Source organism: Dyella nitratireducens (assembly GCF_014642835.1).
Lineage (GTDB): Bacteria > Pseudomonadota > Gammaproteobacteria > Xanthomonadales > Rhodanobacteraceae > Dyella_B > Dyella_B nitratireducens.
In genome coordinates this window covers 519,971-542,849 of record NZ_BMJA01000001.1, presented here as the reverse complement: position 1 = coordinate 542,849, position 22,879 = coordinate 519,971, and the positions used below count along the sequence as shown (strand labels likewise).

Below are 22,879 nucleotides of genomic sequence, written 5' to 3'. Positions count from 1 at the left end.
TTTTTGGGGTTGGCACGCTGATTAAAGCGAACGATTTACCCGCGCACTTACTTGGCGGCAGCCCCCGCTGCCGAGGGCTCGGTAACGGGAGCAAGCAGGGAATAGCATCGTGTTCCTTTCCCGCCATCACCGGCGGCCATGTTGCCGGCCGAGATCGAGCAATGGCCATATAAATGGTTGCCCTGCATAAACCAGTAGCCACGCAGTACCGGCCCCTCGGAAGCCAGGGTGAAATAGACGTTCGTCTTGCCGTCGGGCTGCGGCTTTGCATGCAGGATCACATTCATAAGCAGCTGTGCCCCTTCGTGCCTGCCATTGATGACCGCGGATGTCTTGGTCCAATGCCTGACGCTTTGCCAAAGCAGGTCGTTCACGTCGGCTGGCAGGCGCTGCGAATGCTGGATGGAGCGAACCTGCGCCCTGGCATCCACGTAAATCAGCAAAGGCACATTCATGGCCATCTCGGTCTTATTTTGAGGGATTCCGCTGTCCGGGGTGGATTGGGCGGGAATCGAAATATCCCCCGGTAACGCGCCACTGGCCGTGGCATTTGTACCGATAATCAGCGATGCGGCGAGAACAAACGAAACTACATTTGCACGGCTCATATCCCTTACTCCTGCAAATGAACGATTGTGTGGGTGCGGCGCTTGTTTACTCCTGGCGAATTTGCCCTGTCAAGTGACGGCAAGTAGGTTGGGTGGCTAACTTTGGCTACCCTGTGTATCCATCGCAAATGACTAGGCATTCGTTCTCATATACGGCCGTCTGCGTTCGTAGGGGCGGTTTGCTAACTTTTTGGCATCAGGATGTCTTCGCGCGAAAGTGCTTTTTTAATTACTCAACGGCTGCAGGATCTCAGCGACCCGATCCGGCGTATTCGGGACACGCTCCAGCACGGGATGCCGTTGCCCACCGTGATAGTCGAGACGCAGGTCCGAGTCTACGCCCGTATTGTCAACTTTGAAGTCGATGGGCGTGGTCGTCGTTTTCGCGAAATCCAAGGCCTGTTGCAGTGTTGCTTTGGAGAACGGTTGGCCGTTCACCGCAAGTATTTTCATCCCCGGACCGAAACCTGCCTGATAGGCAATTCCGTCCATCAAGACATCGGAGATCACGCCGTCCGATCTGATGCTCATGGCAAGGGAATACTGAAAGTCTTTGTCAGCACCTTCTTTGTAGACAAGCTTGTAGCCAGCTCCAGTGATGCCTTGAAGGGGCGCTTTTGACAGGGTGTGAAGGCGTTCGTTAAGGAAGCCTTCCCAGTCGTTCGGAACGATCTGATTCAAGCAAGCTACTATGTCGTTGAATGAGTATGGAACAACTTTTGGGCCGGTATCTCCACCGAGACCATAGAAGAGAGCCACAAAATCGTTGAGAGATTTCTTCCCGTTCGACTTGTTGCGGATAGTCACATCGACGTCGAGCCAGATCAAGTTCGCTTCGCTGTAGAAATCAAAGCCGTTGAGACGCCAGTTATCGTAATTGGAATCCTCATTGCTCCAAAGCGGATAGGCCATCGTGTCTACGTCGTCAAGATTTCTCCACTGCAAACCTGGACGGCGGTCGTAGTAGGCAGCTTTCGATGCCAGAGCATCCAAAAATTCTTCCTTGGTCGCGCCACCCGCTCTCACCGTCACCACGTTGGAAAGATAGTCTGTCAACCCCTCGTATACCCATATTCCGCTCGTAATCACAGGAGTTTGAAAGTTGGGTGTGGCGAGTCCTTCTGGTCGCCGATACTTGCCATTCCAGCTATGAAGAAAATCGTGGATCGTGTAATCCGCGTAAAGCTTCTGCTTTTTCTCGTTCCGGAAAAAGTTGGCCGAACGACGATTGTCCAAGGATTGTGAGTGATCGATCGCTGCGCCCGAGATGTTGTTCGAAAGCGTAATGAGAAAGCGATATTCGTCATAGTGATGACTACGAAACAGTAGCCCGGCCTGATGAACGGCCTGGTTCAGTTCATCAATTCGCGCCTGAGGGACATCGAGGTCTTCCGGGTGATCCGCCACTATGTCGAGGTAGTGCTTGGGTGTGACGTCAGGGGCAAGTGCGATTTCTCGGAAGTAGCGTCCGGAGATCATCGGGGAATCGACCAGTTGTTCGAGCGATACCGGCTGAAAGTTTACGATCGAACTGGTCTGTTGCATTGCCCCCGCTACAGCCTTGAGCGACGTGGCCGTATGCCAACCGCTTGGCAAGATGACCGATGGCGTGACGGTGAGATTGGCGGCACGCGTATCGGGTCCGTTGTAGGGGTAAAGGACGACAGTGTTCCAATCCAGCACCGCGAGGTTTGCATCTGAGGAGGCGCGGGCGTCCCCATTCCTGTCCGATGTAATGAAATCGAATTTAACTTCGATAGAGCGCACTCCATTCGGAATGGTCACATGGTAGAGATACAGGTCGAGCGGATCGCGTTTCCAGGAAAGAGCGTGGCCGACAACTCCGCTGCCATCCCGGGCTTTAATGAATAGGCCTACCTGCTGCGTTAAGGGAGCGGGCTCATGCTCGTTGCGTATCCATTCCGGAAAGGCGAGGGTCAATGGACCGTCTTGCACGGAAAGAATCTCTGTCGCATGAAGCAATTTACGTGGAGCGTCGCGCAGGTCAACGGAAAGATTCAACGGCGTTTGTGCCCACGATTGGCAGGTGTTCATTATGAGCAATGATAGAAACAACAGCTTACGACGTGCACGACACATGGAACACCTCAACACGAATGAATTGACTTGTTGATCTTCTTGAACTTGCAGACGCCCGGAATCTCGACGCAAAGTGCTGCGGAATTGAGGGGCGGATGAATGGCTGAAAACCTTTTTACTATTGGCTCTGCGTGGGGAGCCATTCCATTCATCCGCAGAAACGATGAAAGCTATCCGTATCGGCAAGACGATGGCCACGGCAGATCATTTCAAAGGCTGCCGCGGCAGTTTCTTGAGGTGTCGAAGTTCTTCGTCCGTCTGCTGAATGTCAGGTCCGGCAAAGTCAAAGAATGCCCACTTACCGTAGCGTTCGCTCACCTGGGGCAATACCACTCTCAAAACGTCGACGCCGCTTGCCCCATCTGCCTGTGCACGGGAAACTGCCTGACGAAGAAACACCAGGTAATCGCGAAAAGCCCGAACATCCGATGCATTCCCAATTTCGTCGCCATGGCCCGGAACAAACTTTGCCGAAGGGTAGTCGTGAAGAAGCACGTTCAACGATTCAACCCACTCTTTGGTCGACGCATCGATCAAATTCGGCAGCGCGTGATTCCAGAAAAGATCGCCACAGAAAACGACATTCGCCTGAGCATCGTAGATGATCGTATCTCCTCCGGTGTGACCAGCCATGAATCGCAGTACTTCGCCACGATCGATTCCGATATATGCTGTCGCTCCTTGTGCGTATGTCACATCTGGGAGATAGAAATCTTTCACCCAATCACGCTGCTTTGGCGTGATCTTCTCACCAAAAAACTTCAGGTTTTCTGTTCGCATCCAAGGGCGCACATTTTCTTGGGCCATGATGATAGCTCCCGACTTTGCAAAGACTTGGTTCCCAGCCACGTGGTCAAGGTGGTAGTGAGTATCCACGACATACCGCACAGGCAAATTGGTCTTCGCTCTGATCGCTCCCAACATCTTCTGCGCCGCTGCCGGACTTTCAAATGTATCCACCACCAGGACCGCTTGCGGGCCAATCACAAAGCCTGCATTTGAGCCTGCCAGATTGGGCTTAACGGTCGAGTTATCGATCGCCGCCCAAGCTCCGGACCCCATGTCTCGCAATAAAAAAGGCGCCGGGCTTTGACCCGCCGCACTTAGGCACACAGAAGCGCACATGGCGTATGCAACAAGCACAATGGAATTCTTCATGGATTTCGCTCGTGATGTACGAATCGAGCCGAGTCACAATGATGTACTCCAACGCAGCCGGCAGGTTGAATAGACGGATGAGCCCGGTATAGCTGAGCCAAACCTAACATGCTCGCAAATAGGGTCGCCCACAAAAGGTCTTGATTGAAACTCGTCGACTGATGCCATGCTCAGTTTTTACCGTTATCAAGACCATTGTGAACACGGAAACGCATTGGTAAATCTGCCTCATGCGGTGTTGCACTCTTTGTGCGAAAAGGCGAGGTATTCCAGGTCATAGACGTCAATGCCATGTATCGTCTTCGGTGGCTGATACCAAAGGCAGATGCGGGCCGGCTGCCAGCCGACTGGACTTTCGGCCGGCGTGGCCATGTTGCGGTTCTCGGGCCTAACTTCTCCGAAGTGATTAACTCAAAGTGGCGAACGCGGCCGGTGTGAAATCGGCAATTTGGTCGACGCGACCTTGGCGCACCTTCTCAAGCCAGGCAGGGTCCTGGAGCAACGCGCGTCCGACCGCTACCAGGTCAAACTCGCCGCGCTCCAACCGCGCAAGCAGTCCATCCAGCGGTTGGGATCGGGAGCTCCTGCCCCCGAGGGATTCATAAACGTCGCCGGACAGGCCGATAGCGCCGACCGTTATGGCAGTCACACCCGTGAGCTTCTTTGCCCAACCGGCAAGGTTCAGCTCTCCATCGATCTCAGGGAAGGCAGGTAGCCAGAACTTTTGCTGCGAGAGGTGGAAGGCGTCCACGCCCGCCTCAACGAGTAGGCCAAGCCACCTTTCCAGCACTTTCGGCGTCTCTGCGAGACGTGCATTGAAGTCTTTTGGTTTCCACTGCGACAGGCGGAGAATCACCGGGAAGCCGGAACTGACAACCGACCGCACTGCATGCAGAATCTCGATTACGAAGCGTGAGCGCTCGACCAGCGTTGCGCCACCGTAGCGATCATTGCGCAAGTTGAGATGGTCATAGAAGAACTGATTGAGGAGATAGCCGTGTGCACCCATCAGCTCTATTCCGTCGAACCCAAGCCGCTCGGCATCCGACGCTGCGCGCGCGAAGGCATCGATAGTGTCGGCCACGTCGGCTTCGCTCATTGATCGGCCTACAGGCTCGCCCGTCACTGAGAGCCCCGAGGGACTTTCATAAGGTGCGCGAGGCGTCCAGTCCGGTACCGAGGCCGACCGCTTATGTCCCACATGAACCAGTTGAGGCACAATGCGTCCACCCACCGAATGAACCTCGTCAACCACTTTCTTCCAGCCAGCGAGCGCCGCCTCGCCATGGAACTGGGGCATGTCGGGTTCGTTGAGCGCGGCCGCGCGGCCGACTCCGGTTCCCTCCGTTATGATGAGACCGACGCCATTTTCGGCGCGGCGGCGATAGTAGCTGGCAACCTCGGCAGTCGGCACGCCACCCGGAGACTTGGAGCGAGTCATCGGCGCCATGATGACGCGGTTAGGTAGGTCGAGTGTGTTCAACCGGTAGGGGTTGAATAAAGCTTTGAGATTGGGCATGGGGATGTCTCAGCGGAGCAAGAGGACGTTGATTAGGGCGCGTCATTTCTTATCAGTCGAAGAGCCATGCCACTGTTGAGATCTCTCGTCACCGCGCACAATGCGGATCCTTTCTTCTGCAGGTGCGGACACACAGTGTTTTCATGTTTCCCGAGGGCGTCCGTTAACAGAATGATTCGTTCGCTGTTCTTTGACACGCGATTTGCTCCGCCCACAAAATGGCTTTGCTCTCTTCGATTGACTGAAAAAACTCAGACTTGACCAATACCGCCATCGGCCATCAGATCCGCGCCGGTCACATACGAACTTTGGTCGGATGCCAGGAATAGCGCCGCGTTGGCAATTTCCTCTTCCGAGCAAGCCGGCCGATAGGAACCATGCTTTGGTACATCTTTACCATATCCTCTCGAGACGCTGACTGAGCGTCGAGAATCGGAGTATCGGTGACGCCGGGGCTGAGCATGTTGACGCGAAAACTTCTGCACTAGGAAAACCGGGCCGCGAGCCATAAGGTTAAACGCTCTGTCGAAATGCTCGGGAGTGATGGTGTCGATGGATGCTTGTTCCGTATATCCAGCGTTTGACACGACAATGTCGACGACACCTTTTTTGGCCTTCACCGTTGCAGCGACGCGATCGGGATCGTCAAGATTCGCAGCGTTCGCCTGAGTAGCGGTAACGTTGCGCGCGATCTGTTTAGCAGCCTCATCAAGCTTTGCCTTCCTTCGGCCGAAGATAAAGACGTGCACGCCTTCGGTAGCAAATCGCTGGGAAGTTGCCAAGCCGATGCCGGTCGTTCCGCCGCTAATAACGGCTACTTTTCCTGCAAGTTTCAATGACATGATGCGTCTCGTTGCGTGAACGTCTAGCAATAGATGCCTGGTTTGTGCTGATCATTCCAGCTCAACGATGTAGTATTGGCAAGTACCTACCTTTTAGTAAGTGACGATTACCTTTTGGTAAGTGAGAACAGGAAAATGCCATGAAAAAGAAAATTTATAGTTGCGGCTTAGAGGCTTCGCTCGCCATCATTGGCGGCAAATGGAAGTGCCTTATTCTCTGGGGAATAGGCCAAGATGCGCGCCGTTTTGGCGAATTGAAGAGAGCCGTCGTCGGTATCAGCGAAAAAATGCTGATACAGGAACTTAAGGAAATGGAATTGGACGGCATCGTGAAGCGAAAGGACTTCCGCGAAGTTCCGCCGCGCGTGGAATATTCCTTAACGTCTTTCGGTACGGAGCTTCGCGAAGTACTGCGGCCTCTGTGCGAATGGGGAGCAAAACACATGAAACGCATTGGCAACTTGCCCACACAAAAGGACGTCGCCTAGATAATCCTTGGTGATCTTCAGCAACTCCCTCAGAAAGTCCTCCTGGTCTTTTTTCTGCCTTCACAGATTTTTCGACCACGACTTTGCGGTCAATCTTCACGCGCTGAAGTAAATAATTTATCCAAGATGGGGTTTGAGTACCTGCGATGCTATCGCGGTCTTTCCACGCATGCCGGTCGTGATCCCTATTCCTGGCCATGGCACAACGACTTCTAAAGCGAAGGATAAGAACAGACATGACCACGCGTATTCGCCAACCTCAAGTTTGCGTATTGGGAAGTGCAGAACCGGGTTCCAAGGCATACGACCTGGCTGGCGATGCCGGGGAACTGCTTGCCCGTTTAGGGATTACCCTGGTCAGTGGATGCGGAAGCCCCGCCACTCGCGTGGCAGCACAACGTGCCCAGGCTGCCGGCGGGTTGGTCGTCAGTATTATCACGGAGGCCGACATGCCAGCACCGGACTGGCCAGCAACGGTTGTCATACCTTGTGGCATGGGCGATGCGAGAAATTTGATCATGGCACTTGCCGGTGACGCATGCATTGTCATCGGAGGGCGTGCCGGCACGATTTCGGAAGTTTGCCTTGCCTGGCTTCATCACCGGCCGCTGTTGCCTCTTGTGGGTTGTGGCGGTTGGTCTGATGGATTGCTAGAGAATCCGCCGGACGAAAGACAAAATTCACCTATCTTGCCCTGGGATTCGGTGGGTGCGCTTGAGAGCCAACTCAATGAGCTGGGCTTGATCAAGTCACTTGGTAGTTCGATGGCTTAAGAACGAGGCCAGCGCCCGAGGTATCTCCATGCTTTTGCATTTGTTTCGGTAGGAAAATCGAAGTTCACGACAATGCTGCTTCAGAGCGGCTCGTCATTCCGGCGAAGGCCGGAATCCATGCTTCGTACTGGCGATGGATTCCGGCCTTCGCCGGAATGACGATTCGCTTCGCAATGGAGTCAGAGTAACCCTGGATTTCCTGGAATGACGGCCGGTAGGAGCTCATCGTGGAAAGAGCGTCGATCACAATTCAGCTGACCGAGGATGATTACTTGCAAGGCCTATTATTCGCTGCGCAGCGGACAAGAGCACGCTGGTTCTTTATCGGAATAATGGCCGTGGTTTGTCTGGGGGCTGGCTTGTTGATCGTCTTCTACGCACCGCGTGACCTTTTTGTCTTGGGATGGGCGCTGATCGGAGCTGTGGTTGGAGGGTTCATTGGGCGGATGGTTAGTCGATACATTTTTCTTCCCAAGAAGTTGAAAGAACGCTTTGCCGAACAGAAGGCTTTACATCGAACGAGAAAGCTGTCTTGGGATGATAAAGGCGTAACTTTCGAAAGCGAAAATGGCCACGTACTTATTCCTTGGCCTGACTTCTTCAAGTTCCGGGAGAATGAGATATTCGTTTTGTTGTACACGTCGCGGGTCATCTTCCTTATCGTTCCAAAGCGATTCTTTAAGGAGTCGGAGCAATTGAACGATTTCATGATGCTTGTACATAGCAGCATAGGAATCCAACAGAACGAAACAGGCAGCTCTACATTTCACATATGAGTCTTCTTTCTTCCGAGCAACTGAATGCAGGATCAGCGGCGCTGCTCGTCGGCACCGTGCTTGTCGTCGGCGTGCTGCATACCATGGTGCCTGACCATTGGGTACCCATCACGCTCATCGCTCGTCAACGCGGCTGGAGCAGGGCGGAGACTGCCCGGGCGGCGCTCCAGGCCGGTACGGGTCATGTCGTCACGACGCTTATCCTCGCCGCAATCGTCTGGCTTGCCGGTGTCGCGGTCGCTGCCAAGTTCGGGCATTGGGTCGATATTATTTCCAGCATGGCACTCATTGCTTTTGGGCTTTGGATTGCGACGTCGTCGTGGCTCGATCTGCGCTCAGGCGATGGACACGGGCATAGCCATGGTCCGCATGGGCATACGCACGACTTTTCCTATTTTGTTCCCGCGAGTAGCGGCAGCAACGGGATCAGGATAGTTGCGGGGCATGAGCATCATCACGATGGTCATGATCATCACGGTCATCATGATCATGGTCACAGTCACGATCATCAACATGATCACGCGGCAACGCGAAAAACCTCCTCTCGCACGGCACTCCTGCTGATTCTGGGATCATCACCGATGGTTGAGGGCATCCCCGCGTTCTTTGCCGCCGGGAAATACGGTTTGGGCCTTATTCTTGTCATGGCGCTGGTGTTTGCAGCGAGCACCATCCTGACCTACGTATTGCTTTGCGTGTACTCAACTGCATCGCTACAACGCATGAGGTTCGGCGCGATTGAACGCTATGGCGAGGTACTCAGTGGCGTATTCATTGCCATTGTTGGACTGGTATTTTGGCTTTTTCCCGTGTTGTAACGCTGATACCAATAACCTTTTCTAGCGTTGCTCCTGGTGAGCAATCTTCGCCAGCAGCTCATCCGCCGCTGCACGCGCACGATCAAGATGCTCATGGGCCGCAGCCCCTTTCATGCCCAGCAGCACGCGAATCGCATCCGTGCCGATCAGCCGGCTGAAGAAGGCATCGCACAGCTTTCTGCGCGTCTTTGCATTCATGCCCTCGCAGGGTTCCTTGTTCGACAGAAAGCTGTCGAGATTGGCCGCCCAGGCAACGAAGAAAGCGTCATAGACGGTTTCGGCAAGATCCGGAAACCGCTTTATCTCGGTGATGACCACGCGCAGCAGCGCGGAAATCTGGGGGCTGGCCAGCCATTCCTGAAACACAACGCCGAGCTTGAGGAGGAGTTCCCTGGCAGGCATCCGCATCATTTCATCCATTTCCGCCTGCTTCTCCTCGCTGGAGTGGTCGCAGACATTGGCGATGACGGCGGCAAAAAGATCTTCCTTGCGTCGTGCATGTCGGTAGAGCGTCATGATCGACACGCCTGCGGCTTGGGCGATGCCTTCCATGCTTGCACCTTCGTAGCCGTGCTCAAGGAACGCTGCCTGCGCGGCCTGCAGAATGGCCGCGCGCTTGCGTGCCAGAAGTTTTCCCTTCGGGTGGTTTTCCGCCCATTGCCTCATGACGTGACCTGTTGACTCGCGAACTTGAAACGATAATATAGATTATCGTATCGTAACTAGAAGAGTAGGGTTGCTGCCGGCGGCAGGGAATGCACAGACGCATCGTTTCAGCTTTTCGCGGAAAGGCTGCGTCGGCAAACGCCTTTCAGCCACATCCACAACGAATTGCCAGCAGGGGCGCACTCACCGCTACGCCCCGCGGGCTGATGTTGCCCATTATCGAGGAGAAAAGCATGTCATCACTGGCCGGCGACGCGTCACCCAAGCCACGCAAGCTGTTGAACGCCGCGCTTTGGGGCGCTCAGGCCCTGGTCTTCATCGGCTTTGTGATCATCGGCTGGATGAAGCTTTTCAAGCCCATCCCGGAACTTGCCGCTATGTGGGCCTGGACCGGGCAGTTGCCTGCGGCGGTGGTACGCGGGCTAGCTATCATTGATATTACGGGCGGCGTCGGCATATTCCTACCCACGGTGACACGTATCAAACCCGGCCTGACGGTGTTGGCTGCCGTCGGCTGTGTGGCGCTGCAGATGTGCGCCATGGCGTTTCATATCTACCGTGGCGAAATGGCGGCGACACCGGTCAATGTCGTCTTTCTGGCGCTCTCCGCCTTTGTGCTGTGGGGGCGCCGCGCGCAGCCTGTACGGGCGCGCTGACGGATAGCTGCAACCAAAGTAACGAGATCAAACCTCATGTCTTCTTCATGCTTGCAAGCTGTCCCACTGGCGGAAGCGCCTGGCATTCGCACGGTCGCGCAGCTGCCCATTCACCTGGCCGACGGCCGTGAGGCAGCCGGCACGATCTACAGCTTCCACGGACTCTCCGACGGCAAGGAGCATTTCGCGCTGCGTTTCGGCGATCGCGATACCGATGCGCCGCTCGTGCGCGTGCATTCCGAATGCATGACGGGAGATGTGCTGGGCTCCGCGCGTTGCGATTGCGGCCCCCAACTGCAGGAATCGCTGCTTCGCCTGCATGAGGAAGGCGGTTACCTCATCTATATGCGCCAGGAAGGCCGTGGCATCGGGCTCTACGCCAAATTGGATGCCTACCGCCTGCAGGAGCAGGGGCACGATACGTATGCGGCCAACCGTGCCCTGGGCCACAACGATGACGAACGTGATTACACGGCCGCCGCCGAGATGCTGAAGGCGCTGGACATCACGCGCATCACGCTCATCACCAATAATCCCGACAAGCGCGCCCAGTTGGAAGCGCTGGGGATCGATGTTGCCACCGTCCGGCCCACAGGTGTTTTCTCCGGGCGCCACAACTTGCGTTACCTGGAGGCGAAGATCCGCCACACCCGCCACACCATCGTGCTGCCGGGTGCGGTGGAAGAGTCCTGACGCGACACGGAGCCACGCATGTCCGCCGTTGCCAACATGCGCATCCACCTTTCGGCTGCGTGCTCCATCGATGGTTACATGGATGACACTTCTGCCCCGCGGCTGGTGCTGTCGAGCGACGAGGATCTGCTGGACATCCAGCGGGAACGTGCGCAAGCCGACGCCATTCTCGTTGGCGCCGGTACGGTGCGTGCCGATAACCCGCGCCTTTCCGTGCGGGAGCCGCAACGGGTCGAAGAACGTATCCACCAAGGTTTACCACCGCAGCCAGTCAGGGTGACCCTTACATCCACCGGCGACCTGGACCCTGATGCGCATTTTTCCCAGGCCGATGGGCAGGAAAACATCGTGCTCTGTCCATCGTCCATCGCCGGTACGCTTCGATCGCGTTATGCCGGACGGGCGACGATCGTCAGCATCGAAGGCCCCATTTCCGCCCGCAGCATTGCCCAGACGCTTCAACGTAGAGGCATCCGGCATCTGTTTGTCGAAGGTGGCGGCAGGGTGCTTTCGATGTTCCTTTCCGAGCGTATCTACGATCGTTTCCGCCTGGCGATTGCGCCGTTCTTCGTCGGCGAACCGGGAGCGCCACGGTTGCGGCTTCCCTCGCATCTCATCAATCACCGTCATGATCGATTGATGGTTCGGCAGGTGAGGCTGCTGGGGGATACGACAGTGATTGATTACGATCTGATGCGGGAAGCCTCGATGGCAAGCCGCACTGGCCTTGCATCCATCGGCGCGCCGATCACCTGACGGGCGAACGCATCGAAAGATTTTGGAATATCGCGCAAGCAACGTGCGAGTTGAACGGCACTTTCTATGGCGAGCGACGCGCCTTGTCCAGAACTTGGCGAGGATGCATGCACCGTATCATCTGCCATGAAGGCATTGCTGAGTAAAGGCCTGCCACGGTTATGCCTGCTGGACGACGAGTACAAGCAGGTGTTGCTGAAAGCCGAGATCAAGTGGCTCGCGGTCTGATCGGCATCGGTGAGGTAATATGTTGGGCGCTCACCGTTCATGGGGCCTGCCTGCAATGAGTATGCCAAGCATCAGCAATACGCTGCCGCCATCGGTGAGTGGCCGTTTTGCGATTCATGACAGCCAGTACAAAAAAGAACTTCGCTCATCTCCGGCATCGACACCCGCCGTTTCGACCGACTCCTCAGCCGCGGCTGCGGAACCGATGGCTTCGGCTATTGCGGCTGCATTGACTCAACTCGGACTGGTTCCTACGGCTAACGTGGCTGGCTCGGATAACACGGCCACCGCGAGCGATGCGGCGTTTGCGTCCCTTCCGTTGCAACAGAAGGTATCGCCGCAAATACAGCAATACAGAAACATGGCATCGGCGTTCTCCGGTCTGGCCCAGGCATTGAGCGACAGTTCGAGCAGTACGCCATCGGCCGTAAATGGGGCCGGTAATCTAACCAGCGTGTTTCAAAGCCTCTGGACGTCACTGGGTTCGTCATCCGGCATGGCACCTGATGCTTCCAGCGGCACCATGCCGAGCCTGCCGTCATTTCTGGGATCGCTGGCGCGCAACTTGAGTGAGAGCGGCGTCACCGGTCTGCGTGGTGTGTTTATCGATACCGTGGCTTGATGATGATGTTCGCTTGCGGCTGCGATTTCCATCGCTGATCGCAATACTCTTTTGAAATCGCGGTCTGCGCTGCTCAGTCTGCTGCAGCAACATGCGCCATCTGATCTGCGTGAGCCTTTGCGCAGCAGGGCAGGCGTTGATGTGCCATCGTGAGTGTGTTCGCTTTCGCCATCCATCTTGAAATTGAGAGAGCGTTCACTATTCATGTCAATGGAATGTGAAGATGGCAGGGGATTATCCATACCGAATGATTGACGTTGAACTACGTAACTGTAGAGGCGCTTGCGATAATATTTGTCGATGCTTTTGATCAAAGACAGCCCCGATTTTTACGGGCATTGACGCATCAGGGGAAAATGGATGTTCGCTTACTACGTTGAATTGGCTATGCGCAGTCTGCGGCGTAGCCCCGGGCTTACCGCGCTGATGATTCTGACGATTGGTTTTGGCGTAGCGGCGTCGATGACGACGTATTCGGTATTCCGTGGGCTGTCCGCCGATCCGATTCCGTGGAAATCGGATCGACTGTTCGTGCCGCAGATCGACGCATGGGGTCCGGGTAATCGCCGCGCTGGCGGCGAGCCGGAAGTTGCGTTCGGTTACCTCGATGCGATGACGCTGATGCGGCAGCACCGAGCCAAGCGGCAATCGGCAATCTATTCGATTTCGGCATCGGTGATGCCAAGCAGTTCCGGCCGCAACCGCAGCCCGATCCCCATCGACGGTTATGCGGTGTACGACGAATTCTTTCCCATGCTGGACGTAACGTTTCATTACGGCAGTAGCTGGAGCGCGGACGACGATGCACACCTGTCGCCCGTGGTGGTGATCAGCGACAAGGTTAACAAGGAGGTTTTCGGCGGCGGCAACAGCGTCGGCAAGATGATCGATATCGACAATCGCGAATATCGCATCGTAGGCGTCACCAATGACTGGAATCCCCAACCGAACTTCTACTACACGGTGGATGTCGGCTACGGGCCGGACATGCCTGACATGTTCATGCCATTCCCATACGCTGTCGCCAACAACATCGCCCAGGCCGGTTGGGATGGTTGCAGGAAAGGCGAAGTCGATCCCGGTTCTGACTTCACTGCGTTGCTGCGCTCGGACTGCGTATGGATCGGCTATATGGTCGAACTGGATGATGCCATGGCCGTGCAGCAGTATCGCGGCTATCTCGATGCCTATGCCAGCGAGCAGCAAAAAGCAGGGCGTTTCCATTGGGCGCCCAATACACGCCTACGCGACGTACCGGCGTTCCTCGATTATCAGCACGTGGTGCCCAGCGACACACGGGTGTCGTTGCTGGTGGCGCAGGGACTGCTGATCGTATGCCTGGTGAATACGGTAGGCCTGTTGCTGGCCAAGTTTCTGCGCCGCAGCGGCGAAGTTGCCGTGCGGCGTGCGCTGGGTGCATCACGCACGGCCATCTATGCACAGTTCCTCACCGAGGCGGGCGTGATCGGCGTTGGCGGCGGTGTGTTGGGACTGTTGTTTACGGCGGTGGGAATGCTCAGTGTGGGCCAAGTCTTGCCGGCACGTCTGGCTGCCATGGCGAAGATCGAGCCCGACCTGCTGTCGCTCACGTTGCTGCTTGCCGTTGCTGCCACCCTGGTCGCGGGAATCTACCCTGCGTATCGGGCGGCGCGCGTGCTGCCCGCGTGGCAACTGAAGGCTCAGTAGGGATTACGCCATGACCCTACATCCGATCCTCGCCGCATTGCGGCGACACAAGGTAGCTGCGCTGCTGATCGTGCTGCAAATCGCGTTGACGCTGGCGATCGTCTCCAATGCCGTATTCATTATTGGTCATCACGTGCAACGAATGATGCGCCCGACCGGCATGGTCGAAGAAGGGCTGATCCGCATCGTGCAACAATGGCCGGCGGCACCCTCTGGCGATGATGACGCCGCCATCGAAAAGCTCGATGCCCTGCAGCGCGCGGATCTGGAAACGTTGCGAAGTCTGCCGGACGTGCAGGAGGTGGCTGCGTCCACCAGCAACCCCCTGCTGAGCGGATATATAGACGGCTATGTCTCTCTCGATGCAGATCAGAAAGGCCAGTCCGTGCATGTGGCCTACTATTACGGCGACCAGAATTTGCGCTCCACGTTTGGCCTGCATCTGATTGCCGGCCGCGATTTTTCTGCTGACGAAATCCGCCATGGACGCGCCGCTCCCGGTTCACCCGTCATCATCGTGAGCAAACCCGTCGCCGACCGGCTTTTTCCGAACGGCAATGCGTTGGGCCAGACGGTGTATCAGGACGGCAAGCCGGCCACCATCGTGGGCATCGTCGAGCGCTTGCAGAATCCAAGGTGGATGGACAGCGACTGGGTCTACAACTCGGTGATCGAGCCACTGCGGCAAGATGATGCCTGGACCGGCTACATGGTGCGCGCCCGTCCCGGCCGCACGGACGAGGCGATGCGCGAGATCCGCAAGGCGCTGTTTGCCACCAATCCGATGCGGCTCATGCCTGAACCTTATGCCGGCATCCATACCTTTGCCGAACTGCGCGCCAGGGCGTATCGCTCGGACCGTGGCATCGCGCTGCTGATGGGCCTGATTTGCCTCATTCTGCTGAGCGTTACCGCCGCCGGCATCGTCGGCCTGACCAGTTTCTGGGTAGTGCAACGGCATCGGCAGATCGGCGTGCGGCGCGCACTCGGTGCTCGCAGAATCGACATCCTGCGTTACTTTCAGCTGGAAAACCTGCTGATTGCCGGCAGCGGCGCGATCATCGGCGTGCTGCTGGCATTCGAACTCAATCATTGGCTGATGACGCATTACGAGATGACGCGTCTTCCACCGCACTACGTCGCCATCGGCACAGTTGCCATACTCGTGCTTGCTCAAGCTTCGGTGCTGGTACCGGCGCGCCGTGCTTCCAACGTACCGCCCGTCGTGGCGACGAGATCGGTTTGAGTCATGCCAAGAATCGTTTTATCCCGCGCTGATGCTACGGCTGGCGAATTGCTGATTCGGGGCCTGCGCTATCCATTGCGCGGGGCGGCGCTGGCCACATGCACTGTACTGGCGCTCATTTACCTGAGCGGTGCACTGCCTGGCGCCCTTGGCATCGCAGGCCACATCATTTACTGGGTAGCCGCGTGGCGCTATGCCGCCACGTGCCTCATCCATGCAGCCAATGGCTACGCTGATCCGCCGGATGTTGGCGTCGAAGAGAGTACGTCGACCGGCGTCAAGCTGACGGTGATGCATCTTTTTGTGATGTTGGCCGGCATCGCCATCATCGCGTGGGATGTGCCTTGGCTGTGGTGGCTGGTACTGGCGTTCATCATCGTGTTGCCGGCGATCGATATGTCGCTGGCTTTCGATGGCGATCTGAACGTGGCTTTCAATCCCGCGCATTGGTGGCGGACCGTGGCCCGCTTTGGTGGTTTGTACGTCCTGCTGGCAACGATAAACCTGCTGACCATGCTGGTGATCGTTGGCATGGGAGCTGTGATCAAGCCCCTTTTGCCTACGCTGCTGGGCTACCCCCTCCACGGGTTTGCCTGTGTCTACCTGATCATCTTCAACTTTCAGTTGATGGGGGCGCTCGTCCATCAGCGCCATGAAATCTTTGGCATGGAACCGGAGGCCGCACGGCTGGCTGCCCGTAGTGGCCAGGATGCCGATGCGTTGCTACTCGAGGAGGTGGAGTCGATTCGTGTGAAGGATCCACGTGCCGCGCTCGATCTGCTGGTCGAGCGATTGCGCGAACGCGCGGCACCTGCAAGCTTGCATCGTTGCTATCGCGACCTGTTGCGTCAATCCGGTATGACACAGGCCTTGCTTGAACATGGCCAGATCTGGACCGCATCGCTGGTGACCCATGACGAAATGCCCCGCGCACTCAGCCTGGTGCAGGAATGCGTGGCATTGGATCCCGCCTTCGTGCCGGATGATCCCGCCAATGCCGGCCCCCTGGCAGAGCGGGCGGCGCGCATGGGCATGACGCAATTGGCCATCCATTTGTCGCGCGGATATCTGCGGCAATGGCCGAAGGCACCGGAATCGCCGCGCTACGGCTTGCTTGCGGCCAAGCTGATTGCGAATCAGCCTGATCGTCGCACGGAAGCCATGGTGTTGCTCGGTAAACTCATCGTGCTTTGGCCGGATCATCCTCTGCAGGCAGAAATGGAAACGTTGCTTCGTCAGCTTAAAGTTCAGACGAGTGAATGAGCGGTCGCGGAAAACAATGGCACGCGATGGTGTAGGAAAAGGCTACTCACCAGGACGGCATTTACTTAAGCGACTTTCAACATCATCGTGATGGGAAGTGCCAAGAAGGTCGTCATTCCCGCGAAAGTGCACTGCTGTCCGGGGAAAATTCGCCGCGCTCTAGATAGGCATCTGCCAGGCAATCGAAGCCCCTATTTTTGCCAGCAAATTCAACGCTAGCGATTCGTCGCCCCGGCGAACGCCGGGGTCCAGTGTCTTTGACGATCTACAAGTCGCTGGGTCCCGGCTTTCGCCGGGACGACGAGTCTTTTAGCCATGTCGCTAGAACAAGCAGCACTTTCCCCGGACAGCAGTGCGCGAAAGCGGGAATCCATTTTCATGAATGCATTAGAGCAAAATGGATTCCCGCTTTCGCGGGAATGACGGCAGTGAGAGGATGTTTTGACGGGATTTTTACCTGTTTTTCGCTGAGTTGAACTTTGCGCGCGCCGCTTGCTTCCCCTCGATGAAAACCCACGCACTGACCGCGCTTAAAAGTGCCAAGGCTGCAGAAACCAGCATCACCCACCGAAAGCCAGAAACAAATGACAACTTCACCGCATGCTTCATGGCGCTAATAACGGCGTCTGGATAGCCTCCGGGCATCTCCATGCCTGCGAGTTTCTGACGTTGTTCAACAACTGTGGAAACCAACGCCGCCGGTACATGCAGGCTTCGAAGTTCGGCATCCAATGTCGTGTTGAAGGCAAAGACAAGCACGAGCCCGAACAGCGCGATGGCGAGCAACGCTGCAGCGCGCGACACCGCGTTGTTGATGCCGGATGCCGTGCCCGCCAGTTCTTTTCCTACCGAATTCATAACCGTCGTCGTCAACGGCGCCACCGTCACACTCATGCCAAGACCGAGAATGCAAATGGCAGGGAAGAACGACGTCCAATACGTGCTCTCGGTCGACGGCAGCGCAAACATGGCGAATCCGACAGCCGCTATGGCCGGTCCTGTCACCAATGGAAGCTTGGGGCCAAACCGATCCACCAAGCTGCCGGTCCAGCGCGATAACAGAAACATGGTGGCGATAAACGGCAGCAATGCAGCGCCCGCTGCCGTGGCCCCATAGCCCTGCACCTGGATCAGGTTCAATGGCAGAAAGAACAGGCTGCCACCAAGCGCCGCGTAGAGCAGCAAGGTCAGCATATTGGCGCCGGCGAAGTTACGTTCGCGGAAAAGCGCCATGGGAAGCATGGGCGATGCAGCGCGTAGCTCGACACGCACGAATAGCAGTAACGCGATGATGCCGATCAAAGCGGCTAGCCAGATTGGCGCTGCCGTCCAGCCACGGCTCGGCGCTTCAATGAATGCAAACACCAATCCAGCCAGACCCATCGTCACCAAACTGGCGCCAAGCACGTCAATGGGGCCGGCATCCGCATTTCCCTTGCTTTCGGGCACCTTCGCCGCGCATATCGCCAGCAGCACGATGCCCAGTGGAGCATTGATCAGGAAAGCCAGCGGCCATGAATAATGTTCGACGAGAAAGCCTCCGATGACCGGGCCGATAGCGGCGGTGATGCCGCTGAATGCAGACCACGTGCCGATGGCAGCACCTCGTTCCGATGGCGGAAAGGTCGCGCTGATCAACGCCAAGCTACCCGGTACCAGCAGGGCTGCGCCAATACCTTGAATGGCACGCGCAGCAATCAACGGCCCCACGCCCGAAGACATCGAACAGCCGATCGAAGCCAGCGTAAACACTCCCGCGCCGATCATGAAGACACGCTTGCGGCCGAAGCGGTCCCCCAATGCACCGCCTACCAGCAGCAGTGAAGCAAGGAACAGGGCATAAGACTCCATCACCCATTGGACATCCGATGTCGTGGCCCCCAGCGTCCGCTGGATGTTCGGGAGCGCCACGTTGACCACCGTGCCGTCGATGAACGCGAGGCTGGAGCCAAGGATCGTGGCCACCAGCGTCCAGCGCCGCGAGGACGCCGAACAAGGCGTTGCCTGTTCGCCGCTAAGGATGGCGCCTTCTTCGCAAGGAGGTTTTCCAATCTGGCTCATGAGCATCACCGTGATCGGGGCTCGACGGAGCTTACTCCGCTATCAGGTGATGCAACCTGCGGGATGGGCGCATAGCCGTGATGATGGAGTGACGGACGAGCATTGCCGTATCCGCTTTCCACAGTGGACACGATGACCGCTCAAACGAACAAGGCGCGCCATGTCGCAGCTGGCTTTGTGCCAGAGCAATGCCACAAATACCGAGCAAACTGGCGCGTCCGGAGAGCAAGTAGGCGCTGCAGCGTAGCGAGCACCGGATTGCATGGATGTCGCAGGCCGCGCACCGGCTCAATAGGGGAAATCATGGCACGCAAACCTGGCCTCGATCTGCTACGGGCGCTGGCAATACTTTGGGTCATGCCGTTTCACAGCTATATCGCCGGGTACATGGGTGGCGGCGTGCTGCGCTGGAGCGGTTGGATGGGCGTGGATTTGTTCTTTGCACTGTCCGGTTTCCTGATCGGTTCTCAGGTTTTCAACGCGCTTGCTGCGAATGGACGCGTGGATTTTGGCGACTTCTATCTGCGCCGCAGCTTTCGCACCTTGCCGGCGTATTTCGTGATGTTGGGGATTTATGTCGCCTGGCCGTCGATGCGCGAAGAACCGGGCATGATGCCGTTGTGGCAGTTCCTCACTTATACGCTCAACTTATTCATGGACCCAAGCCGCGGCGCGTTTTCGCACGCGTGGTCGCTATGTGTGGAGGAACAGTTCTATCTGGTGTTCCCTCTGCTTGCATTACTGCTTGCGCGTAACGGCCGATGGAGACGCGGTGTCGTTGTCATCGCAGGATGGGTGCTGGGTGGCATGATGCTGCGCGCGTGGCTCTGGATGCACTTCCTTCAACCGATTCAGGCCGGTGGCGGTGATGGCGGCGTTACCTACCTGCGCTTTCTATACATCCCCACCTACGCGCGCCTGGATGATCTGCTTGGCGGCATCGCGCTGGCCGCCGCACGCAGCTATGGCACGCGTGGCTGGGCATGGATCGAACGCCATGCGAATGCGGTATCGATGGCTGGCGTCATACTTACCGGCTTGTGCATGTGGGGTTTCAATGGCGAGCGGTTTAGCTTTGCTGCCAATGTGTTCGGCTACCCGGCACTCGCCTTGGCCATGACGGCACTCGTGGCGGGCGCAGCGAGTGAACGCGGTGTGCTGGCGCGCAGCCGGGTGCCCGGGGCAGGGTGGTTTGCGGCCGCGTCTTACAGCCTCTACCTGAGCCACAAGATGGTTTACGGGCAACTGCACGGCCGTTTCGCGCCGTGGGTCGACGGGCATGGCAACTGGACGGTATTGCTTTATGTGGCAGCGGTGCTTGTCGCCGGTGCCGTGCTTCACTACGTCGTGGAACGTCCATGCTTGCGACTGCGTGAGCCGGTGCTTCGCATGTGGGCTCAGCGGAGGCCATATATGCCCGAGCCGATATCCTGATGACCGATCCCCAACGCGGACCCCATTAGGCCGATGGCTTCATTCACCCGGGCTTTTCCGCGCGATCCGCAGCAGGAACATTGATCGAGTACACGACGGAAGCTATTTTCCAGCCATCGTTTGTACGGACCGTTGTCCAGATAATTCGCCCGTGACCGATCTTGGCCTTGTAGTCGAACGAGATCGATCCCACTTCGCCGTCGGAATGAATGTCGAGGTTTTCAGTCTGATCAGGTGGAAGCTTGATTTCACCAGTCACATCTTCCTTTGCAGTCATCAGAAGCGTGCGTGGCACGGCTTGTTTGTTTGCGGCGGATATAAGCGCATAGGATTCAGGCGCAATGCCACCCATGACAGGCACGTCTGCGGTTACGTACAAATCGAGCAATGCCTTGGCATCCTTCTTCGCAACGGCCTGCTGATAGTTGCTCCATAACGTGTGCAGCGCGGATGAATCCTGATTCTCCATGGATGAATTGGCGGCATTCGCTCCAAAGACCAGCATCACGCCCCCTATGCCTGCAACAGCGGCGAACGCCTTATACGATGGTTTCTTCATGGAATCCCCTTCCTAAGCGCGTCCACGCACGGTACGCCCTTAGCTCGACCGCAGGTCATTAATCGAAGTTCCGATTAATCGGAATGCCAGTCGCCGGTGCCACGCAAAGAGCCTATACGCGTGATCGCAAAAATATGATCACTTCTTGCAGCGTCATGCGTGGAATCAGTATGCGCATCGGCAAGATGAAACGGCAGCGTGACGGCCATGCCGGGAAATAACGTGGCATACAAATACACAGTTAGCCCCTCATCCCCGCCATGCCTCGTTAACCTGCTTAAGAGTCGACCGATATGAAAACCCGGCTCGCAGGCATTCGAACTTAATGACGAGGAATTTTTATGAACGGTATATCGGGCACCTCCGCCTTATCGCCGACGACACCCTATGGCAGCGGCACCGAAGGCACCACCATGCCGCCGGGCTCGCAACAGCCCGGCGTTACGCCTGATGGTGGCGATTTCAGGCCTGACACTTCCCCAAGCACGAGGCCCGTCTCAGACGTAGATTCGAAGATTGAGGGCTTGATTAACCAGCTTGAGCCACATGTTGAGCAGCTTCTCGGCAAGGATTCGCCATACGTCAAGCCGGCCTTGGCAGGCATTAGGGACTATTTCCGCAGCAAACTTGCTGGCGCAGCTGGCGATGGCACCCAAGCCACGGGTGGTGGTGGCGGCACCCCACCCACGGATGGCCGCGACAGGACCCAAGCCCCGGGTGGTCGCGGCGGGACCCAACCCACGGGTGGCGGCGGCGGGACCCAACCCACGGGTGGTGGCGGTGGCACCCAACCCACGGGTGGTGGCGGCCGCCCCCAACCCACGGATGGCCGTGACAGCGTCCAAGCCACGGGGGATGGCGATGGCGGCCATGAAGACGTCAGCCTTCAAGATAGTCTTGAAGCGAGAGGACTGTCGCCCGAGACGGCCAAGGCAGTTGCAGCACTGGTTTTCAAGCTGATGGGCATCAAGCAGTGAAACACCTCTCCGTAGCATTTCGTACGGGTGGACCGTATAGAGGATGCGTTTGTATCGCGTAGCCGGCTAACGAAAACATGTCTTCGCCTGTGTTGAATGGGTATCGAGACGCCAGTACCTCGATACCCGTACGCACTGCTTGCGCAACGGTGCTTCGGCCGTCTATTCCGATTTGTTCAGACGCCCCCTGAGCGAACGCAGGTCATTAATCAAAGTTCGGATTAATCGGTCGGAGTGCCCACCCGACTCTGAGGTATCACCCCGTTTCTGCTTGATGATCTGAAAAAATCAGCAAGCTAGCCAAGGCCTATTAAATGACCTCACCGTCATTCCGGCTTTCGCCGGAATGACGGTGAGGTATTACGAAACTTCCCCGGACAACAGTGGGCCTTCGCCGGAATGACGCCGAGGTAAAAATGCTAAGTATTGGCCGCAAAAAAGCCCATCCTTGAACAGCTCGAAAAACCTGGGGAAATCTCAGCCACCCGACCACTCTTTTGGAGAAACGATCAGGGGGGCTCCCCGCCCTGACTTGAATACAGTTGTATCGGCGGCCCGCTCGCGCTAAATATGTCGCCGGGGTCATGTATTCAGGGAGGGAGCATGCTGGCCAGCCGCCTGCTGTCGATTTTGCTACGGTTGCAGGCATGTGGCCGCATGAGCGCGAGCCAATTGGCGCAAGCACTCGAAGTGACGGTGCGCACCATCCATCGCGATATCGACCAGCTCAGCGCGGCGGGTATTCCGGTTTATGTCGATCGCAGCCGCAACGGCGGCTTTCAGCTGCGCGATTACATCGAATCGCTTGATTTTGGCGTGCGCGAGCTGCTGCGGCTCGGCAACGAAGTGATGGTATTAGGGCCGCCGACCCTGCGTGCCGAACTGGCACAGGCGGCCGGCCGTATCGCAAAGCTGCATCGTCTACCCATTTCCCGGAGGACATCTTAGAC

Annotated in this window: 22 protein-coding genes; 14 read left to right on the top strand and 8 right to left on the bottom strand. The window is 57.0% G+C overall.

Annotated elements, in window-relative coordinates; translation table 11 throughout:
• Nucleotides 1–47 precede the first annotated feature (47 nt).
• The 5 genes from IEX75_RS02470 to IEX75_RS02450 all read right to left on the bottom strand — a co-directional run bounded on the left by IEX75_RS02470 (nt 48) and on the right by IEX75_RS02450 (nt 6,227).
• Nucleotides 48–608, bottom strand: a complete 561-nt coding sequence (locus tag IEX75_RS02470) for a hypothetical protein (protein WP_188792667.1) — start codon at nt 606–608, stop codon at nt 48–50.
• 225 nt (nt 609–833) lie between these two features.
• A complete protein-coding gene (locus IEX75_RS02465) occupies nt 834–2,906 on the bottom strand; it encodes a M61 family metallopeptidase (RefSeq protein WP_229720608.1) in 2,073 nt (690 codons plus the stop codon).
• Nucleotides 2,907–2,912: 6 nt separating this feature from the next.
• A complete protein-coding gene (locus IEX75_RS02460) occupies nt 2,913–3,866 on the bottom strand; it encodes an MBL fold metallo-hydrolase (protein ID WP_188792666.1) in 954 nt (317 codons plus the stop codon).
• 406 nt (nt 3,867–4,272) lie between these two features.
• Nucleotides 4,273–5,385: an NADH:flavin oxidoreductase gene (locus IEX75_RS02455; protein WP_188792665.1), complete on the bottom strand. Its 1,113-nt coding sequence runs from the start codon at nt 5,383–5,385 to the stop codon at nt 4,273–4,275.
• A 251-nt stretch (nt 5,386–5,636) separates the two neighbouring features.
• A complete protein-coding gene (locus IEX75_RS02450) occupies nt 5,637–6,227 on the bottom strand; it encodes an SDR family NAD(P)-dependent oxidoreductase (protein ID WP_229720607.1) in 591 nt (196 codons plus the stop codon).
• A gap of 140 nt (nt 6,228–6,367) precedes the next feature.
• Here IEX75_RS02450 and IEX75_RS02445 point away from each other — a divergent pair, with 140 nt between their 5' ends.
• The 4 genes from IEX75_RS02445 to IEX75_RS24280 all read left to right on the top strand — a co-directional run bounded on the left by IEX75_RS02445 (nt 6,368) and on the right by IEX75_RS24280 (nt 9,082).
• Nucleotides 6,368–6,715 carry a winged helix-turn-helix transcriptional regulator gene (locus tag IEX75_RS02445; protein ID WP_188792664.1) on the top strand — a complete coding sequence of 116 codons (348 nt, stop codon included), beginning with the start codon at nt 6,368–6,370 and terminating at the stop codon, nt 6,713–6,715.
• 236 nt (nt 6,716–6,951) lie between these two features.
• A complete protein-coding gene (locus IEX75_RS02440) occupies nt 6,952–7,488 on the top strand; it encodes an SLOG cluster 4 domain-containing protein (protein ID WP_188792663.1) in 537 nt (178 codons plus the stop codon).
• Between the two features lie 227 nt (nt 7,489–7,715).
• Complete coding sequence (locus IEX75_RS02435) at nt 7,716–8,264, top strand: YcxB family protein (protein ID WP_188792662.1); 549 nt, start codon at nt 7,716–7,718, stop codon at nt 8,262–8,264.
• Nucleotides 8,261–9,082 (top strand): hypothetical protein, encoded by an 822-nt coding sequence (locus tag IEX75_RS24280; protein WP_188792661.1) that lies wholly within the window; start codon nt 8,261–8,263, stop codon nt 9,080–9,082. The genes IEX75_RS02435 and IEX75_RS24280 overlap by 4 nt, the downstream gene beginning before the upstream one ends.
• A gap of 21 nt (nt 9,083–9,103) precedes the next feature.
• On the opposite strand, the gene IEX75_RS02425 is transcribed toward IEX75_RS24280, so the two are convergent.
• Nucleotides 9,104–9,748, bottom strand: coding sequence for a TetR/AcrR family transcriptional regulator (locus tag IEX75_RS02425; RefSeq protein WP_188792660.1), 645 nt, complete (start codon nt 9,746–9,748; stop codon nt 9,104–9,106).
• A gap of 233 nt (nt 9,749–9,981) precedes the next feature.
• Here IEX75_RS02425 and IEX75_RS02420 point away from each other — a divergent pair, with 233 nt between their 5' ends.
• The 7 genes from IEX75_RS02420 (at nt 9,982) to IEX75_RS02390 (ending at nt 16,898) form a co-directional block, all read left to right on the top strand.
• Nucleotides 9,982–10,404: a DoxX family protein gene (locus IEX75_RS02420; protein WP_188792659.1), complete on the top strand. Its 423-nt coding sequence runs from the start codon at nt 9,982–9,984 to the stop codon at nt 10,402–10,404.
• A 36-nt stretch (nt 10,405–10,440) separates the two neighbouring features.
• Nucleotides 10,441–11,097: a GTP cyclohydrolase II gene (locus IEX75_RS02415; RefSeq protein ID WP_188792658.1), complete on the top strand. Its 657-nt coding sequence runs from the start codon at nt 10,441–10,443 to the stop codon at nt 11,095–11,097.
• Between the two features lie 18 nt (nt 11,098–11,115).
• Complete coding sequence (locus tag IEX75_RS02410) at nt 11,116–11,853, top strand: RibD family protein (RefSeq protein ID WP_188792657.1); 738 nt, start codon at nt 11,116–11,118, stop codon at nt 11,851–11,853.
• Between the two features lie 283 nt (nt 11,854–12,136).
• Nucleotides 12,137–12,703: a hypothetical protein gene (locus IEX75_RS02405; RefSeq protein ID WP_188792656.1), complete on the top strand. Its 567-nt coding sequence runs from the start codon at nt 12,137–12,139 to the stop codon at nt 12,701–12,703.
• Nucleotides 12,704–13,063: 360 nt separating this feature from the next.
• Nucleotides 13,064–14,389, top strand: coding sequence for an ABC transporter permease (locus tag IEX75_RS02400; protein ID WP_188792655.1), 1,326 nt, complete (start codon nt 13,064–13,066; stop codon nt 14,387–14,389).
• Nucleotides 14,390–14,399: 10 nt separating this feature from the next.
• Nucleotides 14,400–15,635 carry an ABC transporter permease gene (locus IEX75_RS02395; RefSeq protein WP_188792654.1) on the top strand — a complete coding sequence of 412 codons (1,236 nt, stop codon included), beginning with the start codon at nt 14,400–14,402 and terminating at the stop codon, nt 15,633–15,635.
• 3 nt (nt 15,636–15,638) lie between these two features.
• Nucleotides 15,639–16,898, top strand: coding sequence for a hypothetical protein (locus IEX75_RS02390; RefSeq protein ID WP_188792653.1), 1,260 nt, complete (start codon nt 15,639–15,641; stop codon nt 16,896–16,898).
• A gap of 453 nt (nt 16,899–17,351) precedes the next feature.
• Here the strand turns inward: IEX75_RS02390 and IEX75_RS02385 are convergent, their stop codons facing one another.
• A complete protein-coding gene (locus IEX75_RS02385; protein WP_188792652.1) occupies nt 17,352–18,959 on the bottom strand; it encodes an MFS transporter in 1,608 nt (535 codons plus the stop codon).
• A 303-nt stretch (nt 18,960–19,262) separates the two neighbouring features.
• Here IEX75_RS02385 and IEX75_RS02380 point away from each other — a divergent pair, with 303 nt between their 5' ends.
• Nucleotides 19,263–20,393 (top strand): acyltransferase family protein, encoded by a 1,131-nt coding sequence (locus tag IEX75_RS02380; RefSeq protein WP_188792651.1) that lies wholly within the window; start codon nt 19,263–19,265, stop codon nt 20,391–20,393.
• 43 nt (nt 20,394–20,436) lie between these two features.
• Here IEX75_RS02380 and IEX75_RS02375 read toward each other — a convergent pair whose 3' ends face one another.
• Nucleotides 20,437–20,952 (bottom strand): hypothetical protein, encoded by a 516-nt coding sequence (locus IEX75_RS02375; protein ID WP_188792650.1) that lies wholly within the window; start codon nt 20,950–20,952, stop codon nt 20,437–20,439.
• Nucleotides 20,953–21,293: 341 nt separating this feature from the next.
• Here IEX75_RS02375 and IEX75_RS02370 point away from each other — a divergent pair, with 341 nt between their 5' ends.
• Together IEX75_RS02370 and IEX75_RS02365 are read left to right on the top strand one after the other, a co-directional pair.
• Nucleotides 21,294–21,929 carry a hypothetical protein gene (locus tag IEX75_RS02370; RefSeq protein WP_188792649.1) on the top strand — a complete coding sequence of 212 codons (636 nt, stop codon included), beginning with the start codon at nt 21,294–21,296 and terminating at the stop codon, nt 21,927–21,929.
• A 603-nt stretch (nt 21,930–22,532) separates the two neighbouring features.
• Complete coding sequence (locus IEX75_RS02365) at nt 22,533–22,877, top strand: helix-turn-helix transcriptional regulator (protein ID WP_188792648.1); 345 nt, start codon at nt 22,533–22,535, stop codon at nt 22,875–22,877.
• Nucleotides 22,878–22,879 lie beyond the last annotated feature (2 nt).